This window comes from Micromonospora sp. Utrum1 (assembly GCF_057197805.1).
The window spans coordinates 2,068,772-2,088,020 of sequence record NZ_CM170071.1 but is presented as its reverse complement, the minus strand read 5'-3'; the positions used below and the strand labels follow the sequence as shown (position 1 = coordinate 2,088,020).

Sequence of the window (19,249 nt, the reverse complement as noted above, 5' to 3'; positions counted from 1 at the left end):
ATCTGTCCACGATGCGGTGGCGAGCGCCGAGAGGGGCGCGAGAGCACGCCGCTGCCCGGGCCACGATGCGCCGGCGACGGGAGCGGACGAGCGGAGGAGATGTGACGACCGGAAGCGGTCAGCTCAACAGAGCGCGCTCGCGTGCCGGACCAGGTCGACGTGCACGCGAGCGGTGAGGAGAGGCTCGTTCCGCTGCGACATGACCTCATGCTGCCGACCGTTCTCCGCGCCGGTCAATGCTCTTCCATAGAGTGAGACATGCATCGCTGCGTTTGTTACGACCCGTCGCCACCAGCATTTACCGCCCCTTAACACCTACCCGTTGAATAGAGATTGTGACGGGCCGGACGGGCACCGTCCAGACCGGATCCGACCGGGTTTCGCAAACCGCCGTTTCGGGCATGTTCGATCAGGCAGAGGCAGGGAGACGACGAGAGAGGAGCCCGGCGATGGGCATCGTGTTCCGCAAGCGGCAGAAGTACGGCCCGCTGATTCTGAACTTCACCGAGAACGGCTTCTCCTCGTGGAGCATCAAGATCGGCCGTTGGTCGTGGAACTCGCGGTCCCGCGCCCACCGCGTGGACCTGCCGGGGCCGCTCTCCTGGAAGCAGGACAAGTCCCGGGCGTGACGTCCCGAGGTCGCGCGGGGTGCCGGTGATCCACCGGCACCCCGCTCGGCGTTCGGGGGGACTCCGCCGTCGGTCGGCGACGTCGACGCCGAGAGGCAGATCGCCCGGGTGGCGGTCTGCGGGGCAGATGGCATCGGGGTGATCGCCACCGGGGCGTCCATCGTGGTCAGGCGGATGACCCGTCGGCCGTGCCCGACGCCGCGCTGATCACCACGTCGCCGCCGAGCCGGCCGTGCTCGGGGTCGCGGGTCACCGCGCCGGCGGCGAGCAGCGAGGTGAGCGCCCGGTTCGCGTCGGCAGCCCGGTAGACCGTCGAGGTCGCGGCGAAGCGGCGCAGCTCGGTCACCGAGCGCGGGCCGGAGCGGGTGAGTTCGGCCAGCAGTTCGCGGCGCAGCGGGCCGGGTTCCGGGTCGAGGCTGATGTCGAGCAGCCGCCCCGCCGGGTCGGCCGGGTCCCGGTAGCGCACCCCGGCGTACTCGTCGACCGCCCAGAGGGCGTCCTTGACCGCCTCCAGGCCCCGGTCGGAGCCGGTGGCGTAGCCGAACAGGCGGGCCGGCCCGCCGTCGGCCGGCACCAGCTCGACCTCGGTGACCAGCGGGAAGCCGGCCCCGGTCAGCGCCGGGCGCAGCGACCGGCCGGGCGCGGTGACCAGCAGCACCTCGGACGGGCGGCCGGACGCGGCGGCGGCCAGCAGGGCCGGATCGGGCTCGCCCCCGTCGACCACGGTGAACAGCGGGGCGCCCGCCGCGCCGGCCGCCTTGAGCGCCACCGGCAGCCGGTCCGGCCGGCCCGGCACGACGTGCACGGCGACGTCCGGCGGCAGGCCGGTCTCCGCCGCGCCCAGCCGGGCGGGCAGTTCCTCCCCGCCCTCGGCGAGCACCAGCACGGTCAGCCGCCGGCCGCGCAGCCGGTCGGCGAACTCGCCCACCACCCGCAGCGCGGCCTCCGCGCCACCGACGTCGCTCCCGGCGTACGCGAGGGCGAGGGTGGCCCGCCGCGAGCGGTGCAGCGCGGCGGGCAGCCAGTGGTCGAGCTGCCGGACGAGCAGCTCGCGCAGGACGGCGTCGGTCGACATCCTGCCGTTCTACCGCATGACCGGTCAGGCGGGAACGGAGATGCCGACGCCGCCGCGGGTCTGCCCGCCGTAGCGCCGCCGCTCGCGGTCGAGGTCGAGCCGGCCGATCCGCTTGCGGGCGGTGAGGGCCGCGTCGTCGAGCAGGGCGGCGGGGACGATCCAGACGATCTCGAACTCCAGCCCGTCGGGGTCGCGGCCGTAGAGGCTCTTGGTGGTCCCGTGGTCCGAGGCGCCCACGAGGGCGTCGGCGGCGGCCAGCCGCTCGGCGGTGGCACCCAGCTCGTCCAGGGTGTCCAGCTCCCAGGCGAGGTGATAGAGGCCGACGGTGGTCCGGCCGGCCGGGGAGGGCCCGGCGGCCGCGCCGACCTCGAACAGCCCGAGGTCGTGGTCGTTGGTGGAGTCGGGCGCCTGGAGGAAGGCGGCGCCGCGGAAGCCGTCCGGCGTCATCGGCACCGGACGGAAGCCGAGCACGTCGCGGTAGAAGGCGACGCTGCGGTCGAGGTCACGGACGTAGAGGACGGCGTGGTTGAGCCGGTGGATTCCCATGACCCCGACGGTAGCGCGGTTTGGTTGAGCGTTCAACAACAAGCGCTATGATGGCCGTCATGACCCGGTGGCTGGACCCCGACGAGCAGCGGACCTGGCGGGCGTTCCTCACCGCCTCCCGGGCGCTGATGGACACCCTCGACCGCGAGCTGCAACGCGACGCCGGGATGCCGCACGCCTACTACGAGATCCTTGTCCGGCTCTCCGAGGCCCCCGACCGGCGGCTGCGGATGAGCGAGCTGGCCGACGCCACCGGCTCCTCCCGCAGCCGGCTCTCGCACGCCGCCGCCCGGCTGGAGGCGGCCGGGTGGATCCGCCGGGAGGAGTGCGCCACCGACCGGCGCGGCCAGCTCGCCGTCCTCACCGACGCCGGCTTCGCCACCCTGGCCGCCGCCGCGCCCGGCCACGTCGCCGGGGTACGCCGGCACCTGTTCGACGCGCTCAGCCCGGCCCAGGTCGACCAGCTGCGGCGGATCAGCGAGACGCTGGCCGACCACCTGACCGGATCGCGACCAAACTGATCTACTGCGGGGCTTGTACTTACCGTCGTCGGATGAGCACGATGGGGCGTGTCCTCCGGCTTCGCTGACCTGACCGTCCAGGCGCACCAGCTGGTGTCCGAAGGCGACCTCGCCGGTGCCCAGCGACTGCTCGCCGACGCGCTGGGCGACGCCGATCCCCGTCCCGCCAATGCCTCCGCCGAGCTGGCCGAGGCCGCCGGTCTTCAGGCCCGGGTGCTCGTCGCGCTCGGCGAGCCGCATTCGGCGCGCGGCTGGGCGGCGTTCGCGTACGCGGCGACCACCCGGCTGTTCGGGCGCTCCGACGAGCGGACGGTCACCGCCGCCGCGACCCTGGCCGCGGTGCTGCACCGGGTCGGCAGCGACGCCCGCGCCGCCCGGCTCTACTCCGACGTCATCATCGAGCTGACCGCCCGCGACGGGCCGGAGTCGCAGCGGGTGCTGGCCGCGCACGCCGACCTGGCCACCGTGGAATACGCCCGCGGCCAGTGCGACCTGGCCCGCGACCGGTTGCAGGACGCCTGGGAGCTGCACCGCGAGGTCTACGGCGACGGCCACCCGAGCGGCATCAAGATGCTGGCCAAGCTCGGCGCGATGGAACGCGACTGCGGCCGCTACGCCGAGTCCCACGAGCACCTGACGCTCGCCGAGGAGCTGTGCGCGGAGCACCTGGCCGCCGACGACCCACTCGCCACCCAGGTCGCCGGGCTGGCCCGGGCCGCCGCCGACCCGGACCACGTCTGCGGCGCGGCGGAGCCGCCGGCCCCGGAGACCCCGGTGGTGCCGGCGGCCCGCGTCCCCCCGCCCGCCGAGGGGCCACCCGACCTGCCGCCCTACCAGCCACCGACGCTCGACGACCCGGTCGAGGCGCCGCTCTACCGCCCGCCGGACCGGGCCGAGGCCCCGCACGTGCCGACGCCCCGCACCCCGCCGGAGGCGGACGACGAGGCGTTCGCGGACTACCCGTGGCCGCCGGAGGAGCCGGCCGAGGAGCCCTGGCGGCCCGGGGAGAGCGCGCTGCCCCCGACCGTGGTCGGGCTGGCCGACACCGAGCCGGCCGGCGTACGCCGGGTGCCCCGGGCCGCCGAACCCGAGGCGCCGCCGCGCCACCTGCCGGTGCACGTGCCCCGGCCGCCCGCCGCCGAGCGGCGGAACACCCCCTGGCTCCCGCTGGTGGTGGCCGGGGTGGTGGTGGCGCTGCTGCTCGGCACCATCGCGGTGATCGCCGGGGTGTCCCGGGTGGACGACCGGCGGGACGACCCGGCGCCCGGGCCCACCGCCCGCGCCTCCTCGGCCGCTCCGACCACCGGCCCGCCGACCGTCGCCCCGGCCGCCTCCCCGGGCACCCCGCCCGGGCGGCTCAGCCTGACCGACCGGCGGGACAGCATCGTGCTGAGCTGGACGTACCCGGCCGGGGCGGAGGGGCCGGTGGTCGTCGCCGGGGGCCGCGCCGGGCAGCCGCAGCGCACCTTCCTGACCCTGCCCGCCGGCTCGGCCGACTACACCGCCTACGGCCTCGACCGCACCACCGACTACTGCTTCACGGTCGCGCTGGTCTGGTCCACCGACACGGTCGCCCGGACCGCCCCGGTCTGCACGAACCGACGCCGCTGACCATCGGTGTCGCGCGGTTTGCGCCGTATCGGCGGTGGGCCCGGTGCCTGTCTGTGAACCTGTCCGGGTGGGCACAGCACCGGAGGGCGAAGCCGTCGAGTTGAGAGTGCACGGGGTGTCCGGCGGGACCGCGGAGAAGATCCTCGACCATCCGATTGTGGAGCGGGTCGCCGGGGACCGCCACGCGGGGTTCTACCGGCCTCGGCCGGGGACCGGGGCGGCGGGCGGGGCCACCATCGGGATCGCCGTGGAGGCGTACCGCTGGGGTGCCCTGACGGCGGGCGCAGCCGTGCGGACGGCCTCCATGCTGTTGCTGCTGCCGTTCATGCTGAGCAACCTCGCGATCCGGCTGCGCCCGACACCGACCGGCCGGTCCGGCCTGTTCGTGGTGCTGTGCCGCCTGCTCGCCGGGACCCTCACCGCCGCGTTCGTGCTCTCCGTCGTCGGGGTGACGCTGGACCTCGTCGCTTGGCAGTGCGTGCCCTACCATCGGTGTCGCGAGGGCCGCCCCTACCTGTCCTGGCTGCACGCCCTGCCGATGGGACCCCGGCTGGCTCTGCTGTCGCTCGTCCCGCTGCTCGCGCTGCGCGTGATCTGGCGTCTCGGCGCCCGCTCGGCCCGGGCGTTCGAGGGGTTCCGCACGCCGCCACCTCGTCCGGAGAGCTCCTGGGTGAGCGGGAGCTTGAGCGTGCCGGGATTCTGGGACGACGAGCGGACGCCGGCGTGGCTGCGCCGGATCCACGTGGTGATCGGCGCCGGCACGCTGGACGCCAGCCTGCTCGCCGGGGTCTCGTCGGCGCAGGGGGTCGCCGGTTGGCTCCTCTTCGCCGCCAGCCTCGGCCTCCTCGTGTGCTGCGCGGTGCTGCTCTGCCTGCCCGTGCCGGCCACCCGGCGGAGGGTTCGCCGCGTGCTGCGCCCGCTGTCGGCGGCGACCGCGGGGGTGACCGCCCTGAGCCTCGGCTACGCCGCCCTGACCCGCGGAATCCAGCTGCTGCCCGGGCAGCTGCCCGCCTACGAGGGCATGGTCGGTGGCCTGATCGGAGCGCAGGGCGTCCTGCTGGTGGTGCTGGCCCTCGTCACGATGGCGCCCCGGGCGGCCGGGAGTCCGCGTTTCCTGGCCGGGCTGGGCATGCCGATCGTGGCGGCGGCCTCGGTGACGGTCGCCGGCGCCTTAGCCGCCACACTGGTCTTCCGGGTCGCCGACTTCCTCGACCGTGGCTCCGTCCCCGGCCCCATCCGACCGGACCCGCCGGACGTCGCGCCCCTGGACCCACCGGTCGCCTACTGGTGGGCCGCGTTGGCCGGCCTGGCCGCACTCGCCATCGCCACCACGGCCGCCTCCCTCACCCTCCTGGTCAGTCGGCGGCGGAGGCGGCGCCGTGCCGCGCGGATCGTCGAGCGGGACTACCCGGACGTCCCGGCCCCGGAGGCGCCCCGCCGCGACATGGTCCGGGAGACCATCGCCCGATCCCGCGTGACCGACGAACTGGGACCCATCCTGATCACGTTCTTCCTGATGTCCTCACTGGGCCTGGCGACCATCGCCTTCGACGTGATCGGGATCGGGCCCACCCAGCTCGTCGGCCGGCTCAGCGGGGACCCGGAGCACACGGTCCTGCTGACCGCGTACGTCACCGACGGCGGCGTCTGGCTCATCAGCCTGCTCGTCATCGGCCTCATGATCCTGGCCTTCCGCTCCTACCGGTCGGCGGAGACGCGCCGCACGGTGGCGGCTCTGTGGGACCTGGGCGATTTCTGGCCCCGTACCGTGCACCCCTTCGCGCCGCCGTGCTACGCCGCCCGGGCGGTGCCCGAACTCGCCAGACGGGTCTCCGCACTGGGCGCGCGCGGCAAGGTGATCATCTCGGGACACAGCCACGGCTCCGTCCTGGCTGCGGCCACCATCCTGCAACTGCCGCCGGAGGTCCTGCACCGGGTGGCGCTGCTGACCCACGGGTCTCCGCTGAGCCGGCTCTACACCCGCCTCTATCCCGCCTACCTCGGCCCGCAGACCCTGTGCGACCTGGGCGACCGGCTCGACTGGCGGTGGCGGAACCTGTGGCGGGACACGGATCCGGTCGGTGGACCCGCCTTCCCCCGCTCGGAAGCCGGGGCGGCGTGTGACAGCCCCGGGACCCGGTCCGTCGACGTCCGGCTCCGCGATCCGGTCAGCCTGGCGATCGACCCGGCGGACACCGTGCCACCGCCGCTCGAACGGCACTGGCCTTACCACACCCGGACGACGTACCAGACGGCTGTGCGGGACCTCGCCGACCGGATCGGCTGACGCCGGTGGCGGTCAGTCCGCCTCCGGGTCGGCCAGCGCGGGCAGCCGTACCGTCACGCGCAGCCCCGGCGCCGCCGCCTCCGGCGTGGCGTCGGCGAGCTCGACGGCGCCACCGGCCCGGCGGACCAGCTCCCGCACGATGGCCAGGCCGAGGCCGGCGCCGCCGGCGTCGCGCGCCCGGGCGTCGTCGAGCCGGGTGAAGCGGGCGAACACCCGCTCGCGGTCCGCCGCCGGGATGCCCGGCCCGTCGTCGGTCACCGTGACCAGGTGGTACGGCGACCCGCCGCGCTGCCGGGGCACCGGCGGGTCCGCGTGCGGGCCGGTCACCTCGAGCCGCACCTCGCCGTGCGCGTGCCGCAACGCGTTCTCCACCAGGTTGACCAGCACCCGGCGCAGCTCCCCCGGGTCCCCCTCGGTCCAGAGCGGGCCGGGCGGCGGGGTGTGGCGCAGCGGCGGGGACGGATAGCGCTCGGCCACCCCGCGCAGCAGCTCGCCCAGCTCCACGGGGCCGACGGCGTGCGGCGCCGGACGGTCCGGCCGGGCGGCCTGCTCGTCGAGGCGGGCCAGCAGCAGCAGGTCGTCGACCAGCCGGCTGAGCCGCTCGGTGTCGGTGAGCAGGTTCTCGGCCACCGCCGGCCAGTCGGTCCCGTCGCCCAGCCGCCGGGCCACCTCCAGCTCGGTGCGCATGTTGGTGACCGGGCTGCGCAGCTCGTGCGCGGCGTCGGCGACGAACGCCCGCTGCCGGTCCCGGGACGCGGCCAGCCGGTCCAGCATGTCGTTGAGGGTGACCGCCAGCCGCTGGATCTCGTCCCGCCCGGCCGGCACCGGCAGCCGCTCGGCCCCGGCCCGGCCGGTGATCTCGGCGGCGCCGCTGCGGAGCGCCTCCACCGGGCGCAGCGTCGCCCCGACCACTCGCCAGGCCACCACGGCGAGCCCCGCCACCAGCAGCGGGAAACCGACCAGCAGCAGGTTCCGCACCACGTGCAGGCTGTGCCGGACGTCGGACATGGACTTGGCCACCAGCACCGTGCGCGGCTCGTCCGGGGTGCCCGCCGGCACGGTCACCACCCGGACCGGCCCGGTCAGGCCGACCCGCCGCCCGTCCACCACCAGCCGCTGGCGCTCACCGGCGCGCAGCTGCTCCGGGCCGAGCATCGGCACCAGCCGGTCAGCGTCGATGGAGGCGGCCCGGATCCGGCCTTGGCCGTCGACGACCTGGACGCGCAGCTGCGCGCCGGCCACCGGCAGCGGGTCGGGCAGGGCGTCCTCCGCGGCGAGCAGCGCGACCGCGTCCGCGGTCCGGAGCGCCTCGGCGTCGACCGAGCGCTGCAACGTCCAGCCGAGCGCGCCGAGCAGCAGCGCCCCGCCGAGCGCGAACCCGACGATCAGCCCGAGCACCCCGAGCGCGAGCAGCCGGGCCCGCAGCCCCAGGTGCGGCAGGAGGCCCCGGATCCAGCGCGTCATGTGGCCAGCCGGTAGCCGGCGCCCCGGACCGTCTCCAGCCGGTCGCGGCCAATCTTGCGGCGCAGGTAGCCCACGTAGACCTCGACCGCGTTCGGGGCGGTCTCCACCGAGGCGTCCCAGACGTGGTCCAACAGCTCGGTCTTGGAGACCACCTCGCCGGGGCGGCGCATCAGGTAGTCGAGGAGGGCGTACTCGCGGGTGGTCAGGGCGACCTCGGCGTCGGCCCGGGTCACCCGCCGGCGGGCCGGGTCCAGCCGCAGGTCACCGACCGACAGCACGGCCGGGCGTTCCGGCGCGCCGCGGCGCAGCAGCGCCCGCAGCCGGGCCAGCAGCACCACGTACGAGAAGGGCTTGGTGAGGTAGTCGTCGGCGCCACAGTCCAGCCCGTCGGCCTGGTCGTACTCGCCGTCCTTGGCCGAGAGCATCAGCACGGGCAGCCAGCGCTCCTCGGCGCGCAGCCGGCGGACCACCTCGTAGCCGGAGAGGCCGGGGAGCATCACGTCGAGGATCATGGCGTCGTAGTCGCCGTGCCGGGCGGCGTCCAGCCCGCCGGGGCCGGTGGACTCGACGTCCACCACGAAGCCCTCCGCCTGCAGGCCCCGCCGCAGGGACGCGGCCAGCCGCGTCTCGTCCTCCACCACCAGCAACCGCACGGGTCAAGGGTGCCATCCGGTGACACCCCCTAGGGAATCTCCTCAGCGGTCTCACAGCGTCGGTGGTGCAGCATCTACTGTCAGGAGGTGCACAACATGTCCGTACTGAAGAACCACGCCGTGCTGCGCTGGCTGGTCCCGGTGACCGCGGGGGTCGCCGTGATCGGGGGCGGCGCCGCCGTCGGCACGTTCGCCGCCGGGGCCGACCCGGCGCTGCCGCCGCGTACCGCCGCCCAGCTCCTGGAGGACCTGCGGACGTCCCGCCTCGACGGGCTCTCCGGCACCGTGGTGCAGCGGGCCGACCTCGGGCTGCCGCCGATCGCCGCGCTGGCCGGGCAGGCCGGCGGGAGCGAGCTGGCGAGCCTGATCAGCGGCACGCACACCCTGCGCGTCTGGTACGCCGGCCCGGACCGGCAGCGGCTCGCCCTGGTCGACACGCTGGGCGAGCGGGACGTGCTGCGCAACGGGCGCGACGTCTGGACCTGGGGCAGCCGGGACAACGTCGCGTCGCACCGCACGTTGCCGGCGGAGGGGAAGGACCTCGAGTCCGCGCCGGCCACCCCGGCCGACGCCGCCGACCGGGCGCTGGCCGCGATCGACCCGAGCACCGCGGTCACCGTCGGCCGTTCCGCCACCGTGGCTGGGCGCAGTGTGTACGAGCTGGTGCTGACCCCGCGCGACCGGGACTCGCTGGTGCACCAGGTGCGGATCGCGTTGGACGCGGAGGAGCACGTGCCGCTGCGCTTCGAGGTGCTCGCCGACGGGGTGGACGAGCCGGCGTTCGAGGTGGCGTTCACCCAGGTCGACTTCCGCACGCCGGACGCCGACCAGTTCCGGTTCAACCCGCCGCCGGGCGTGAAGGTCACCGAGGAGCGGGCGGGCGACGGGCACGGCCCGGCCGGCCGGCGCCCCGCGGACCGGGGCGCGGACGGGCCGGACGTGCGTACCGTGGGCACCGGCTGGACCACCGTGCTGGTGGCGAAGCTCGACGCGGCCGGCGGAGCGGCCGGGCCGGGTGCCCGGGCGGCGAAGCCGGGCGAGGCGGCGGGACCGGACGCGGACGCGCTGGGCAAGCTGCTCGGCGGGCTGCAGCCGGTGAGCGGTGACTGGGGCAGCGGCCGGCTGCTGACGGGCAAGTTGTTCAGCGTGCTGCTCACCGACGACGGCCGGGTGCTGGCCGGTCTGGTCCGGCCGGAGCGGCTGTACGAGGCGGCGAAGGGCTGAGATCCGGGAGCGGACTCGTCCGGGGTCCGGTCGGCGTGTGCCGGCCGGGCCCCGTTTTCGTGTGTGCGAGCCTGCGGTGTGACGTCGTCGCGGGCGGCCGGCGAGGCTTGGCCCGACGGGCCGCCAGGCGGTATCTTTCTCAGTTCAAACACAAAAAGGAACGGCTTGTAAAGCCATTCCTGCCGCAATCTTAGCCAATGAGGAGCCGGCTTGTCAACGCACTCCGACGTGTCGGGTGAGCTGCACCAGGACGACGAGATCGGTCACGAGCAGAAGTACGTCTCGATGCTCTACGACCGGCTGGACGGCATGCGGGACCAGGCCGCCCGGCGGCTCACCGAGGAGCTGCGCGCCACCGGCGGCACGCAGCAGGCCCGGTCGCAGCGGGACTTCACCGTGCGGATGTACGCCGACCAGGTCGAGCAGTTCTCCGCGGTGGAGAGCGGCCTCTGCTTCGGCCGCCTCGACGGCGCCGACGACTCGTGCCGCTACATCGGCCGGATCGGCATCTTCGACACCTCCGGCGACTACGACCCGCTGCTGATCGACTGGCGGGCCCCGGCCGCCCGCGCCTTCTACCTGGCCACCGCCGCCAACCCCCAGGGCGTACGCCGGCGCCGGCACCTGCGTACCCGGGAGCGGAAGGTCACCGGGCTCAACGACGAGGTGCTGGACATCGCCGCCGCCTCCCCCACCGCCCACGAGGAGGTGACCGGCGAGGCGTCGCTGCTCGCCGCGCTGAACGCGGGGCGTACCGGGCGGATGCGCGACATCGTCGAGACCATCCAGGCCGAGCAGGACCGGATCATCCGGGCCGACCTGCCGGGCGTCATGGTGGTGCAGGGTGGGCCGGGCACCGGCAAGACCGCGGTGGCGCTGCACCGGGCCGCGTACCTGCTCTACACCCACCGGCAGCAGCTCTCCACCCGGGGCGTGCTGCTGGTCGGTCCGAACGCCACCTTCCTGCGCTACATCTCCCAGGTGCTGCCGGCGCTGGCCGAGACCGGTGTGCTGCTGCGTACCCAGGCCGACCTCTTCCCCGGCGTGCACGCCCGGCGCACCGAGCCGGCGGCGACCGTGGCGCTGAAGGGGCGCGCGGTGCTCGCCGAGGTGCTGGCCAACGCGGTCCGGGACCGGCAGTGGGTGCCGGACGAGCCGCTGGAGATCGAGCTGCCTCAGCGGGAGGTCCTCACCCTCGACCCGGAGACCGTGCGGCAGGCGCGGGACCGGGTCCGGCGCACCGAGCGCCCGCACAATCTGGCCCGGGCGCTGTTCGACATCGAGATCGTGCACGCGCTCGCCGACCAGGTGGCCGAGCGGATCGGCGCCGACCCGCTCGGCGGCGAGAACCTGCTCTCCGAGGCCGACCGGGCCGAGATCCGCCGCGAGCTGCGCGACGAGCCGGAGATCGGGGCCGCGCTGGACGAGCTGTGGCCGGTGCTCACCCCGCAGCGGCTGCTCGCCGACCTGTACGCGTCCCCGGAGCGGATCGCCGCCGCCGCGCCGATGCTCACCGACGCCGAGCGCGCGGCGCTGCACCGGGAGCCGGGCGGCTGGACGCCGGCCGACGTGCCGCTGCTCGACGAGGCGGCCGAGCTGCTCGGGGAGGACGAGCGCGCCGCCGCGGCCCGGCGGGAGCGCATCCGCGCCCTGGAACGCGAGTACGCCGAGGGTGTGCTGGAGATCTGGCGGGGTTCCCGCTCGATCGACGTGGAGGACGAGGCGGACGGCGGCGAGATCCTCGGCGTCACCGACCTGATCGACGCCGACCGGCTCTCCGAGCGGCAGGAGGAGGCCGACCGGCTCACCACCGCGCAGCGCGCCGCCGCCGACCGCACCTGGGCCTTCGGGCACGTGATCGTCGACGAGGCGCAGGAGCTGTCGCCGATGGCCTGGCGGCTGCTGATGCGCCGCTGCCCGAGCCGGTCGATGACCATCGTCGGAGACGTGGCGCAGACCGGCGCGCTCGCCGGCACGCCGTCCTGGCAGGAGGCCCTCGCGCCGTACGTGGCGGACCGGTGGCGACTGGAGGAGCTGACCGTCAGCTACCGCACCCCGGCCGAGATCATGGCGGTCGCCGCCGACGTGCTCGCCGAGATCGACCCGGCCCTGCGCCCACCCCGCTCGGTACGCGCCAGCGGCGTGCCGCCGTGGGACCGTACCGTCGCGGCGGACCGGCTCGCCGCCGAGCTGGTCGAGGCGACGGCGCGGGAGGCGGCCGGGCTGGCCGACGGGCGGCTCGGGTTGATCGTGCCGGCCGGCCGGGTGGCCGAGCTGGGCGCGGCGGTCGTCGCCGCGCTGCCGGAGGCGACCGTCGGCGAGCAGCCGGAGCTGGCGAACCGGGTGGTGGTGCTCACCACCGAGCAGGCCAAGGGCCTGGAGTTCGACTCGGTGCTGGTGGTGGACCCGGACCGGATCGTCGCCGAATCCCCCCGCGGCCACAGCGACCTCTACGTGGCCCTCACCCGGGCCACCCAACGCCTGGGCATCCTCCGCACCGCCTGACCCACCCGCACGTGACGACGGAGGGGGCGGCAGTGCCGCCCCCTCCGTCGTTCGCGCCGGGGTGTCAGCCCGGGTTGGCCTTGTCGTTGGTGAAGTTGCCGACCTGGCTGCCGGTCGACGAGGCGTCGCTGGTCGAGCCGCCGGCCGGGGTGCTCAGGCCGCCGGTGGTGGCGTCGCCCGTGGTGGTCGGGGCCACCTTGCCCCGGTGCCGCTCCGGCTGGCGGGCCACCCGGCGGGCGCTGGCCGGGCCGGCGGTGCCGCCGGTCGTGGTGACCGCGCCCTGGCCCCCGGTGGGGCCGCCGTCGCGCAACATGTTCGGATCGACCGGGGCGTGCGCCGGGTCGTCCGGATCCTCCTCCTGGATCACCCGCAGCACATCGGTCTGCGGCACGGTGACCTCGTCGAGCGCGCCCTCGCCGTAGACGCCGCCGGCAACCCGCTCCTCGGCCCGCCGGGCGGCTTGCTGCTGCATGTCGTCCTCACGCACGTCAACCACCTCGCAGATTTCTCGGGATCTTCCTTGCGTGCCCGACGTCCGGCGGCTGAAACCGGCCGGCCGCCACGGCCCCGAGCCGCGCCGGTTCCGTGCCCGGATGTCCGCTTCCATGACGGCCGTGCGGGGATCCCGCGACGGTCCCGCGACCTGCTCCTATTCGGCCGGGGGCCGGCGTTACCTCTCCGGGGCCAGGGGTAGACGGAGGGTGCCCCCGCCACAGTGCGCGAACCGTGCCGTGGCCGACCTGCGGCAGCGGGGCGGGAGGTGTGCAGAGAACGACTCATCAAATCCTGAGGAGGACCAGATGAGCACGCAGGCTGCATCCACCAGGCCGATGAACCGGCCGGCACAGGACATGTCCAACCGGGCCGCCATGCAGGAGACTCCGACCCGCCCGATGCCGATGATGCAGGACGGTCAGCGGCAGGCGATCGCGGCGCCGGGCACCGAGACCAAGCCGTCGTTCGCGACGACCGAATTCTGGATCTACGTCGCGTCCGTCGTGGGCGTGCTGGCGGCGTCGTTCCTCGTCGGCAAGAACTCGGTCGGGGTGGACATCTTCCGCGCCAACCAGGCCTGGTTCTTCATCACGCTGCTGACCATCGGCTACCTGGGTAGCCGCGGTCTGGCCAAGGCCGGAAGCAACTTCCGCAGCGGTGAGGAGCGCAAGGCCCGGCACTGACCGGAGCCGCACCTGAGACGACGATGCCCCCGGGGTGACCCCGGGGGCATCGCGCGTGCCGTCACTCCCCGCCGAAGTCCCCGAAGTCACCCTCGAAGGCGTCCTCGATCAGCTCACCGGCGACCAGGCCGCCCGCCACGCCGAGCGCCGCGCCCGCCACCATGCCGCCCATGCCGGAGCCGCGGTGGCCGTGGTGCCCGTGCATGCCGAAGCCCTGGGCGCGCAGGTTGCCGTAGCGCGAGGTGGTCTCCCGCAGCCACCCGTCGACCACCTGGACCCAGTCGGTCCGGCCCGCGTCGCTGTGCGGGACGGCGTAGCGGCCGAAGGCGTCGTGCCCGGGGGTGAGGAAGCCGCCGCGCTTGTCGCACTCCAGGATCACGTCGACGCCGTGCTGGCTAGTGACGAAGGTCAGCTCGACCTCGTTGGTCACCCGGGCGTACTGGGGCGCGGCGAAGAACTCGATCTCCTGGTAGAAGGGGAGCGTCTGCTGCACGCCCCGGATGTGGCCGCGCTCCAGGTCGGCGTGCTTGAAACGGAAACCGAGCGCCTGGAAGGCGTCGAGGATCCGCTCGTGGATCGGCAGCGGGTGCACCGCCACCTGGTCCAGGTCGGACTTGTCCACGGCCCGGGCCACCGCCAGCTCGGTCCGCAGCCCCATGGTCATGCCGTGCAGCCGCTGGCCGTACACGTCGGTGACCGGGGTCTCCCACGGGACCGGAAGCCGGAACGGGATGGAGAGCTGCTGCTTCGGGGCGAGCTGGAGCGGGCCGCTCACCGGCATCCGGTGGAACTCCATGACGCCGGCGTACTCGGTGTCGCCGCTCTCGATCTCGACCCGGGTGACCAGGCCGACGGTGATCTGCTCGATGCTCGCCGGCGCGTCTCCGCCGACCAGGTTGACGTGCCCGTCCAGGGTCAGGCCCGGCCGGGTGTTGGGGTTGGTCAGCACGGTGTCGACGCTCGGGCCGCCCACACCGAACGCGCTCAGCATCTTCTTGAAGACCATCGCCACTCCGCTTCCACCGTCGGCGCGCTCCACCGTGGAGCGCGCGGGACCACGAAGGGCACCCTAACCTGGCGTGCTGTGAAGTGCCTGAAAGCCGGCCCGGTCAGTCGACGTCGACCACGATCAGCTCGCCGACGTGCTCGCCGATCTGCCGGCGCCCCTCCGGCGGCAGCCCGCCGTCGGTGATGAGCAGGTCGGCCTCCTCCAGCGGGGCGATGGTGGCGATGCCGATGGTCTCCCACTTGGTGTGGTCGGCGAGCACCACGAGCCGCCGGGCCGCGCCGATCAGCCGGCGGTTCACCGCCGCCTCCAGCAGGTTCGGGGTGGTGAAGCCGGTCCGCGGGCTCATCCCGTGCACGCCGAGGAAGAGCAGGTCGACGTTGAGCGCGGCGATCGCCGCCTCGGCCACCGGCCCGGTCAGCGCGTCCGACGGGGTACGGATGCCGCCGGTGAGCACGACCGTCTGGTCGGCGCGCGGGTTCTGGTAGAGGGCGTCGGCCACCGGGATCGAGTTGGTGACCACGGTCAGCCCGCGGACGTCGGCCAGCCGGGCGGCCAGCGCGGCGGTGGTGGTGCCGGCGGAGAGCGCGATGGCCATGCCGGGCTCGACCAGGCCGGCGGCCCGCTCGACGATGGCCCGCTTCTCGGCCTGCTGCCGGATCGACTTGGCCGCGAAGCCCGGCTCCTCGGCCGAGCCCGGACCGGCCAGCGTCGCTCCCCCGTGGACCTTGTCGACCAGGCCCCGCTCGGCGAGCACCTCCAGGTCCCGCCGGATGGTCATGTCCGACACTCCGAAGCGGCTGACCAGGTGGCTGACCCGGACGCCGCCGCGCTGGCGGATCAGCTCCAGGATGGCGCTCTGCCGTTGCTGAGCGAGCATGAGTCCTCCTTCGCGCGCAAGCGGCACGGTACGCGGGTCAGACGGCCTCGGGATGGACCGCGGGCTCCTCGCGGACCACCGCCACCTCCCCCGCCGGCACCACCAGTTCGCCGTCGCACCGGCCGCCGCCGAGCAGTTCGGCGCCGGTGACCGCCAGCCGGGCCTCGGCGTCGGTGTGGTTGATGACGAACAGCCAGCTCCGGTCGGCGGCCCGGCGGCGGACCACCTCCACCCCCTCGGGCGCGGGCGCCGCCGGACGGGCGCCGGACTCGGCGAGCAACCGGGCGACCAGCCGGTCGGTGGCCGGCTGGTCGAGCCGGGTGCCGAGGTACCAGGCCGCGCCCGCGCCGACCGCGCGCCGGGTCAGCGCCGGCACCCCGGGCAGCGGCCCGTCGGCGTACGTGGCGAGCACCTCGACGCCCTCGGCGTGCAGCCACTCGGTCCACACGTCGGCTGTCGTGCCGTCGTCGAGGCGCACCGACTCGCCAGCCCGGAGCGGGAAGAACTCCTCGATGCGTACGCCGAGCAGGTCGCGGAAGGCCCCCGGGTAGCCGCCGAGCCGGATGTGGTCGTGCTCGTCGACGATGCCGCTGAAGTAGGTGACCAGCGCGGTCCCGCCCGCCTCGACGTACCGGCGCAGCGCCTCGGCGTCGGCGTCGCGGACCAGGTAGAGGGTGGGCGCCAGGACCAGCCGGTAGCGGGACAGGTCGGTGGACGGGTGCACCACGTCGGCGGTGACCCCGGCCCGCCAGAGCGCGCCGTGCAGCGCGGCGAGCCGGTCGGCGTAGGTCACGTCGACGCTGGGGTGGGAGTCGAGTTCGGCGCCCCACCAGGCCTCGTAGTCGAAGAGGATGGCGACGTCGGCGTCGACCCGGCTGCCGCGTACCTCGGCCAGGGCCTTGAGGTCGGCGCCGAGCCGGCAGACCTCGCGGAACACCTTGGTCTCCGGGCCGGCGTGCGGGACGAGCGCGGAATGGAACTTCTCCGCGCCGGCCCGGGAGGCCCGCCACTGGAAGAACAGCACCCCGTCGGCACCGCGCGCGACGTGGGCAAGGCTGTTGCGGCGCAGTTGGCCCGGTGCCTTGGCGACGTTGCGCGGCTGCCAGTTCACCGCGCTGGTGGAGTGCTCCATGAGCAGCCACGGGTCGCCACCGGCGACGCCACGGGTGTGGTCGGCGGCCAGCGCCAGGCCGACCTGGGGCTGCGGGTCGGCGGCGGTGAGGTAGTGGTCGTTGGCGACCAGGTCCACGTCGGCGGCCCAGGAGTGGTAGTCGAGGTACTTGATGCCGGTGCCGATCATGAAGTTCGTGGTGACCGGCTGGGTGGTGAGCCGGGTCAGCAGTTCCCGCTCGGCGCGCAGTTGGGCGCGCTGCTCGTCGGAGGAGAAGCGCAGGAAGTCCAGCTGCTGGGTGGGGTTGGCGAAGGTGGGCGCGCTCCGCGGCGGGTTGACCTCGGCCCAGTCGTGGTAGCGCTGGCTCCAGAACGCGGTGCCCCAGGCGGCGTTGAGCGCGTCCAGGTCGCCGTAGCGCTCGCGCAGCCAGCGGCGGAACGCGTCGGCGCTGACGTCGCAGTAGCAGTGCACGTTGTGGCAGCCCAGCTCGTTGGAGACGTGCCACATGACCACGGCCGGGTGGTCGGCGTACCGGCCGGCGACGGCCTCGACAAGGGCGAGCGAGCGCTCACGGAACACCGGCGAGCTGGGGCAGTACGCCTGCCGCCCGCCCGGCCAGAGGATGGTGCCGTCGGCGCGGCGGGGCAGCGTCTCCGGGTGCCGGTGGGCCAGCCAGGGCGGCGGGCTCGCGGTGGCGGTGGCCAGGTCGACGCTGATCCCGCCGTCGTGCAGCAGGTCGAGCGCCCGGTCCAGCCAGCCGAACTCGAAGCGGCCGGGAGCGGGTTCCAGCAGGGCCCAGGAGAAGATCCCGACCGAGACCAGGTTGACCCCGGCCCGGCGCATCAGCTCGACGTCCTCGACCCAGGTCTCCTCGGGCCACTGCTCCGGGTTGTAGTCGGCGCCGTACCAGATCTGCTCGCCGTGCCAGTTCCGCATGAGAGCAGAGGGTGCCCCCGAACGGCACCCAAGTCAACACTTTCCAACATCGACAGAAATTCCAACGTTTACCTTCTCTTCCCCGTGTCACAACTGGGTTATCGCTGTCCTTCTGCCCTCTTGACAGCGCCGAACCAAGGGGTAGCTTCAACCGCCACCGGCTGTTTGTGTTCGGACATGTGGATTCACGGTGGATCTACGCCGGCCGCCACGAACACCGATCCCCGCCACCGATCACGGCCCTTGGGCGCAGCGCACCTCTTCCACGCAGGAGGCACAATGTCCCGTCCCCGCTCGCAAGCCGAGTACCTCGCCCGACTCGTACCCCCGTCCGTCGCCGGCCTGAATCGCCGTTCGCTGCTCGCCGGCGCGGCCGGCGCGGGCGCGCTGCTCGGCACGGGACTGCTCGCCGGCTGCGGCTCCGACTCCGGCTCCGGCGCAGGCTCCAAGACCGTGTCGGTCGGCTCGAACGCCTCGGACCCGACGCCGAAGGACGTCCTCGCCAAGCTGGCGGCCGGCTTCCAGAGCTCGTCCGGGGTCCAGGCCACGATCAACACGGTCGACCACAACACGTTCCAGGAGAACATCAACAACTACCTGCAGGGCAAACCCGACGACGTCTTCACCTGGTTCGCCGGCTACCGGATGCGGTTCTTCGCCGCCAAGGGCCTGGCCGGCGACGTCAGCGACGTTTGGGGCAAGCTCTCCGGCTACTCCGACGCGTTCAAGAAGGCGTCCACGGGGGACGACGGCAAGCAGTACTTCGTGCCGGCGTCGTACTACCCGTGGGCCGTGTTCTACCGCAAGTCGGTGTGGCAGCAGCGCGGCTACCAGGTGCCGAAGACGCTCGACGATTTCAACGCGCTCGGCGCGCAGATGAAGAAGGACGGCCTGAACCCGATCGCCTTCGCCGACAAGGACGGCTGGCCGGCGATGGGCACCTTCGACATCCTCAACCTGCGGATCAACGGCTACCAGTTCCACGTCGACCTGATGGCCGGCAAGGAGGCGTGGACCTCCGACAAGGTGAAGAAGGTCTTCGACACCTGGGCCGGGCTGCTGCCGCTGCACCAGCCGGACTCCCTGGGCCGGACCTGGCAGGAGGCGGCCCAGTCGCTGCAGCAGAAGAAGAGCGGCATGTACCTGCTCGGCCTCTTCGTCGCCCAGCAGTTCAACGAGAACGAGCAGGACGACATCGACTTCTTCACCTTCCCGGAGATCGACTCGACCATCGGCGCCAAGGCCCTGGACGCGCCGATCGACGGCTACATGATGGCCCGCAAGCCGAAGTCCGAGGCCAACGCCAAGAAGCTGCTGGAGTACATCGGCGGCGTCGACGCCGCGAACATCATGGTGAAGGGCGACCCCGGCACGCTGGTGGCCAACACCGGCGCCGACACCAGCGGCTACACCGCCCTGAAGAAGAAGGCCGCCGAGCTGGTCGGCTCGGCCACCGAGATCGCCCAGTTCCTCGACCGGGACACCCGGCCGGACTTCGCCTCGACCGTGATGATCCCGGCGCTGCAGCAGTTCATCAAGGACCCGAAGGACATCAGCGGCCTGCTGACCAGCATCGAGAACCAGAAGAAGTCCATCTTCACCAGCTGACGGCGGAAAGGGGGA

Annotated in this window: 17 protein-coding genes; 8 read left to right on the top strand and 9 right to left on the bottom strand. The window is 73.8% G+C overall.

Translation table 11 applies throughout. The features are described from left to right. Positions 1-123 precede the first annotated feature (123 nt). On the bottom strand, positions 124-201 hold the full coding sequence (locus AC0OLQ_RS10180; protein ID WP_484532315.1) for a putative leader peptide: 78 nt from the start codon (positions 199-201) through the stop codon (positions 124-126). A 248-nt stretch (positions 202-449) separates the two neighbouring features. On the opposite strand from AC0OLQ_RS10180, the gene AC0OLQ_RS10175 reads away from it, so the two are divergent. After that, positions 450-629 (top strand): DUF4236 domain-containing protein, encoded by a 180-nt coding sequence (locus AC0OLQ_RS10175; RefSeq protein ID WP_091270009.1) that lies wholly within the window; start codon positions 450-452, stop codon positions 627-629. Between the two features lie 166 nt (positions 630-795). Here the strand turns inward: AC0OLQ_RS10175 and AC0OLQ_RS10170 are convergent, their stop codons facing one another. Both AC0OLQ_RS10170 and AC0OLQ_RS10165 read right to left on the bottom strand, forming a co-directional pair. Beyond that, a complete protein-coding gene (locus tag AC0OLQ_RS10170) occupies positions 796-1,704 on the bottom strand; it encodes a hypothetical protein (RefSeq protein WP_484531108.1) in 909 nt (302 codons plus the stop codon). Between the two features lie 24 nt (positions 1,705-1,728). Further along, the gene (locus AC0OLQ_RS10165) at positions 1,729-2,250 is read right to left on the bottom strand and encodes a VOC family protein (protein WP_484531107.1); all 522 of its coding nucleotides are present in this window, start codon (positions 2,248-2,250) and stop codon (positions 1,729-1,731) included. Between the two features lie 50 nt (positions 2,251-2,300). Here AC0OLQ_RS10165 and AC0OLQ_RS10160 point away from each other — a divergent pair, with 50 nt between their 5' ends. The 3 genes from AC0OLQ_RS10160 to AC0OLQ_RS10150 all read left to right on the top strand — a co-directional run bounded on the left by AC0OLQ_RS10160 (position 2,301) and on the right by AC0OLQ_RS10150 (position 6,669). Beyond that, positions 2,301-2,771, top strand: coding sequence for a MarR family winged helix-turn-helix transcriptional regulator (locus AC0OLQ_RS10160; protein ID WP_355639912.1), 471 nt, complete (start codon positions 2,301-2,303; stop codon positions 2,769-2,771). Between the two features lie 48 nt (positions 2,772-2,819). Further along, complete coding sequence (locus tag AC0OLQ_RS10155) at positions 2,820-4,382, top strand: tetratricopeptide repeat protein (RefSeq protein WP_484531106.1); 1,563 nt, start codon at positions 2,820-2,822, stop codon at positions 4,380-4,382. Positions 4,383-4,449: 67 nt separating this feature from the next. Next, on the top strand, positions 4,450-6,669 hold the full coding sequence (locus tag AC0OLQ_RS10150; protein WP_484531105.1) for a hypothetical protein: 2,220 nt from the start codon (positions 4,450-4,452) through the stop codon (positions 6,667-6,669). Between the two features lie 12 nt (positions 6,670-6,681). Here the strand turns inward: AC0OLQ_RS10150 and AC0OLQ_RS10145 are convergent, their stop codons facing one another. Both AC0OLQ_RS10145 and AC0OLQ_RS10140 read right to left on the bottom strand, forming a co-directional pair. Next, a complete protein-coding gene (locus AC0OLQ_RS10145; RefSeq protein WP_484531104.1) occupies positions 6,682-8,133 on the bottom strand; it encodes a sensor histidine kinase in 1,452 nt (483 codons plus the stop codon). Beyond that, positions 8,130-8,786, bottom strand: a complete 657-nt coding sequence (locus tag AC0OLQ_RS10140; protein ID WP_456185921.1) for a response regulator transcription factor — start codon at positions 8,784-8,786, stop codon at positions 8,130-8,132. Before AC0OLQ_RS10140 ends, AC0OLQ_RS10145 begins: the two co-directional genes overlap by 4 nt. Positions 8,787-8,882: 96 nt before the next feature. On the opposite strand from AC0OLQ_RS10140, the gene AC0OLQ_RS10135 reads away from it, so the two are divergent. Together AC0OLQ_RS10135 and AC0OLQ_RS10130 are read left to right on the top strand one after the other, a co-directional pair. Continuing rightward, a complete protein-coding gene (locus tag AC0OLQ_RS10135) occupies positions 8,883-10,010 on the top strand; it encodes a LolA family protein (RefSeq protein ID WP_484531103.1) in 1,128 nt (375 codons plus the stop codon). Positions 10,011-10,295: 285 nt separating this feature from the next. Further along, positions 10,296-12,515: a HelD family protein gene (locus AC0OLQ_RS10130; RefSeq protein WP_484532314.1), complete on the top strand. Its 2,220-nt coding sequence runs from the start codon at positions 10,296-10,298 to the stop codon at positions 12,513-12,515. 64 nt (positions 12,516-12,579) lie between these two features. Here the strand turns inward: AC0OLQ_RS10130 and AC0OLQ_RS10125 are convergent, their stop codons facing one another. Beyond that, positions 12,580-13,002: a hypothetical protein gene (locus AC0OLQ_RS10125; RefSeq protein WP_357333297.1), complete on the bottom strand. Its 423-nt coding sequence runs from the start codon at positions 13,000-13,002 to the stop codon at positions 12,580-12,582. A 313-nt stretch (positions 13,003-13,315) separates the two neighbouring features. On the opposite strand from AC0OLQ_RS10125, the gene AC0OLQ_RS10120 reads away from it, so the two are divergent. Further along, positions 13,316-13,693: a hypothetical protein gene (locus AC0OLQ_RS10120; protein ID WP_484531102.1), complete on the top strand. Its 378-nt coding sequence runs from the start codon at positions 13,316-13,318 to the stop codon at positions 13,691-13,693. Between the two features lie 61 nt (positions 13,694-13,754). Here AC0OLQ_RS10120 and AC0OLQ_RS10115 read toward each other — a convergent pair whose 3' ends face one another. The 3 genes from AC0OLQ_RS10115 to AC0OLQ_RS10105 form a co-directional block, all read right to left on the bottom strand. Continuing rightward, positions 13,755-14,699, bottom strand: a complete 945-nt coding sequence (locus AC0OLQ_RS10115) for a sporulation protein (protein ID WP_484531101.1) — start codon at positions 14,697-14,699, stop codon at positions 13,755-13,757. 103 nt (positions 14,700-14,802) lie between these two features. Then, positions 14,803-15,579: a DeoR/GlpR family DNA-binding transcription regulator gene (locus AC0OLQ_RS10110; protein WP_484531100.1), complete on the bottom strand. Its 777-nt coding sequence runs from the start codon at positions 15,577-15,579 to the stop codon at positions 14,803-14,805. A gap of 37 nt (positions 15,580-15,616) precedes the next feature. Beyond that, the gene (locus tag AC0OLQ_RS10105) at positions 15,617-17,626 is read right to left on the bottom strand and encodes a beta-galactosidase (protein WP_484531099.1); all 2,010 of its coding nucleotides are present in this window, start codon (positions 17,624-17,626) and stop codon (positions 15,617-15,619) included. A gap of 279 nt (positions 17,627-17,905) precedes the next feature. Here AC0OLQ_RS10105 and AC0OLQ_RS10100 point away from each other — a divergent pair, with 279 nt between their 5' ends. Next, positions 17,906-19,234, top strand: coding sequence for an ABC transporter substrate-binding protein (locus AC0OLQ_RS10100; protein ID WP_484531098.1), 1,329 nt, complete (start codon positions 17,906-17,908; stop codon positions 19,232-19,234). The last annotated feature ends 15 nt before the right edge of the window (positions 19,235-19,249 follow it).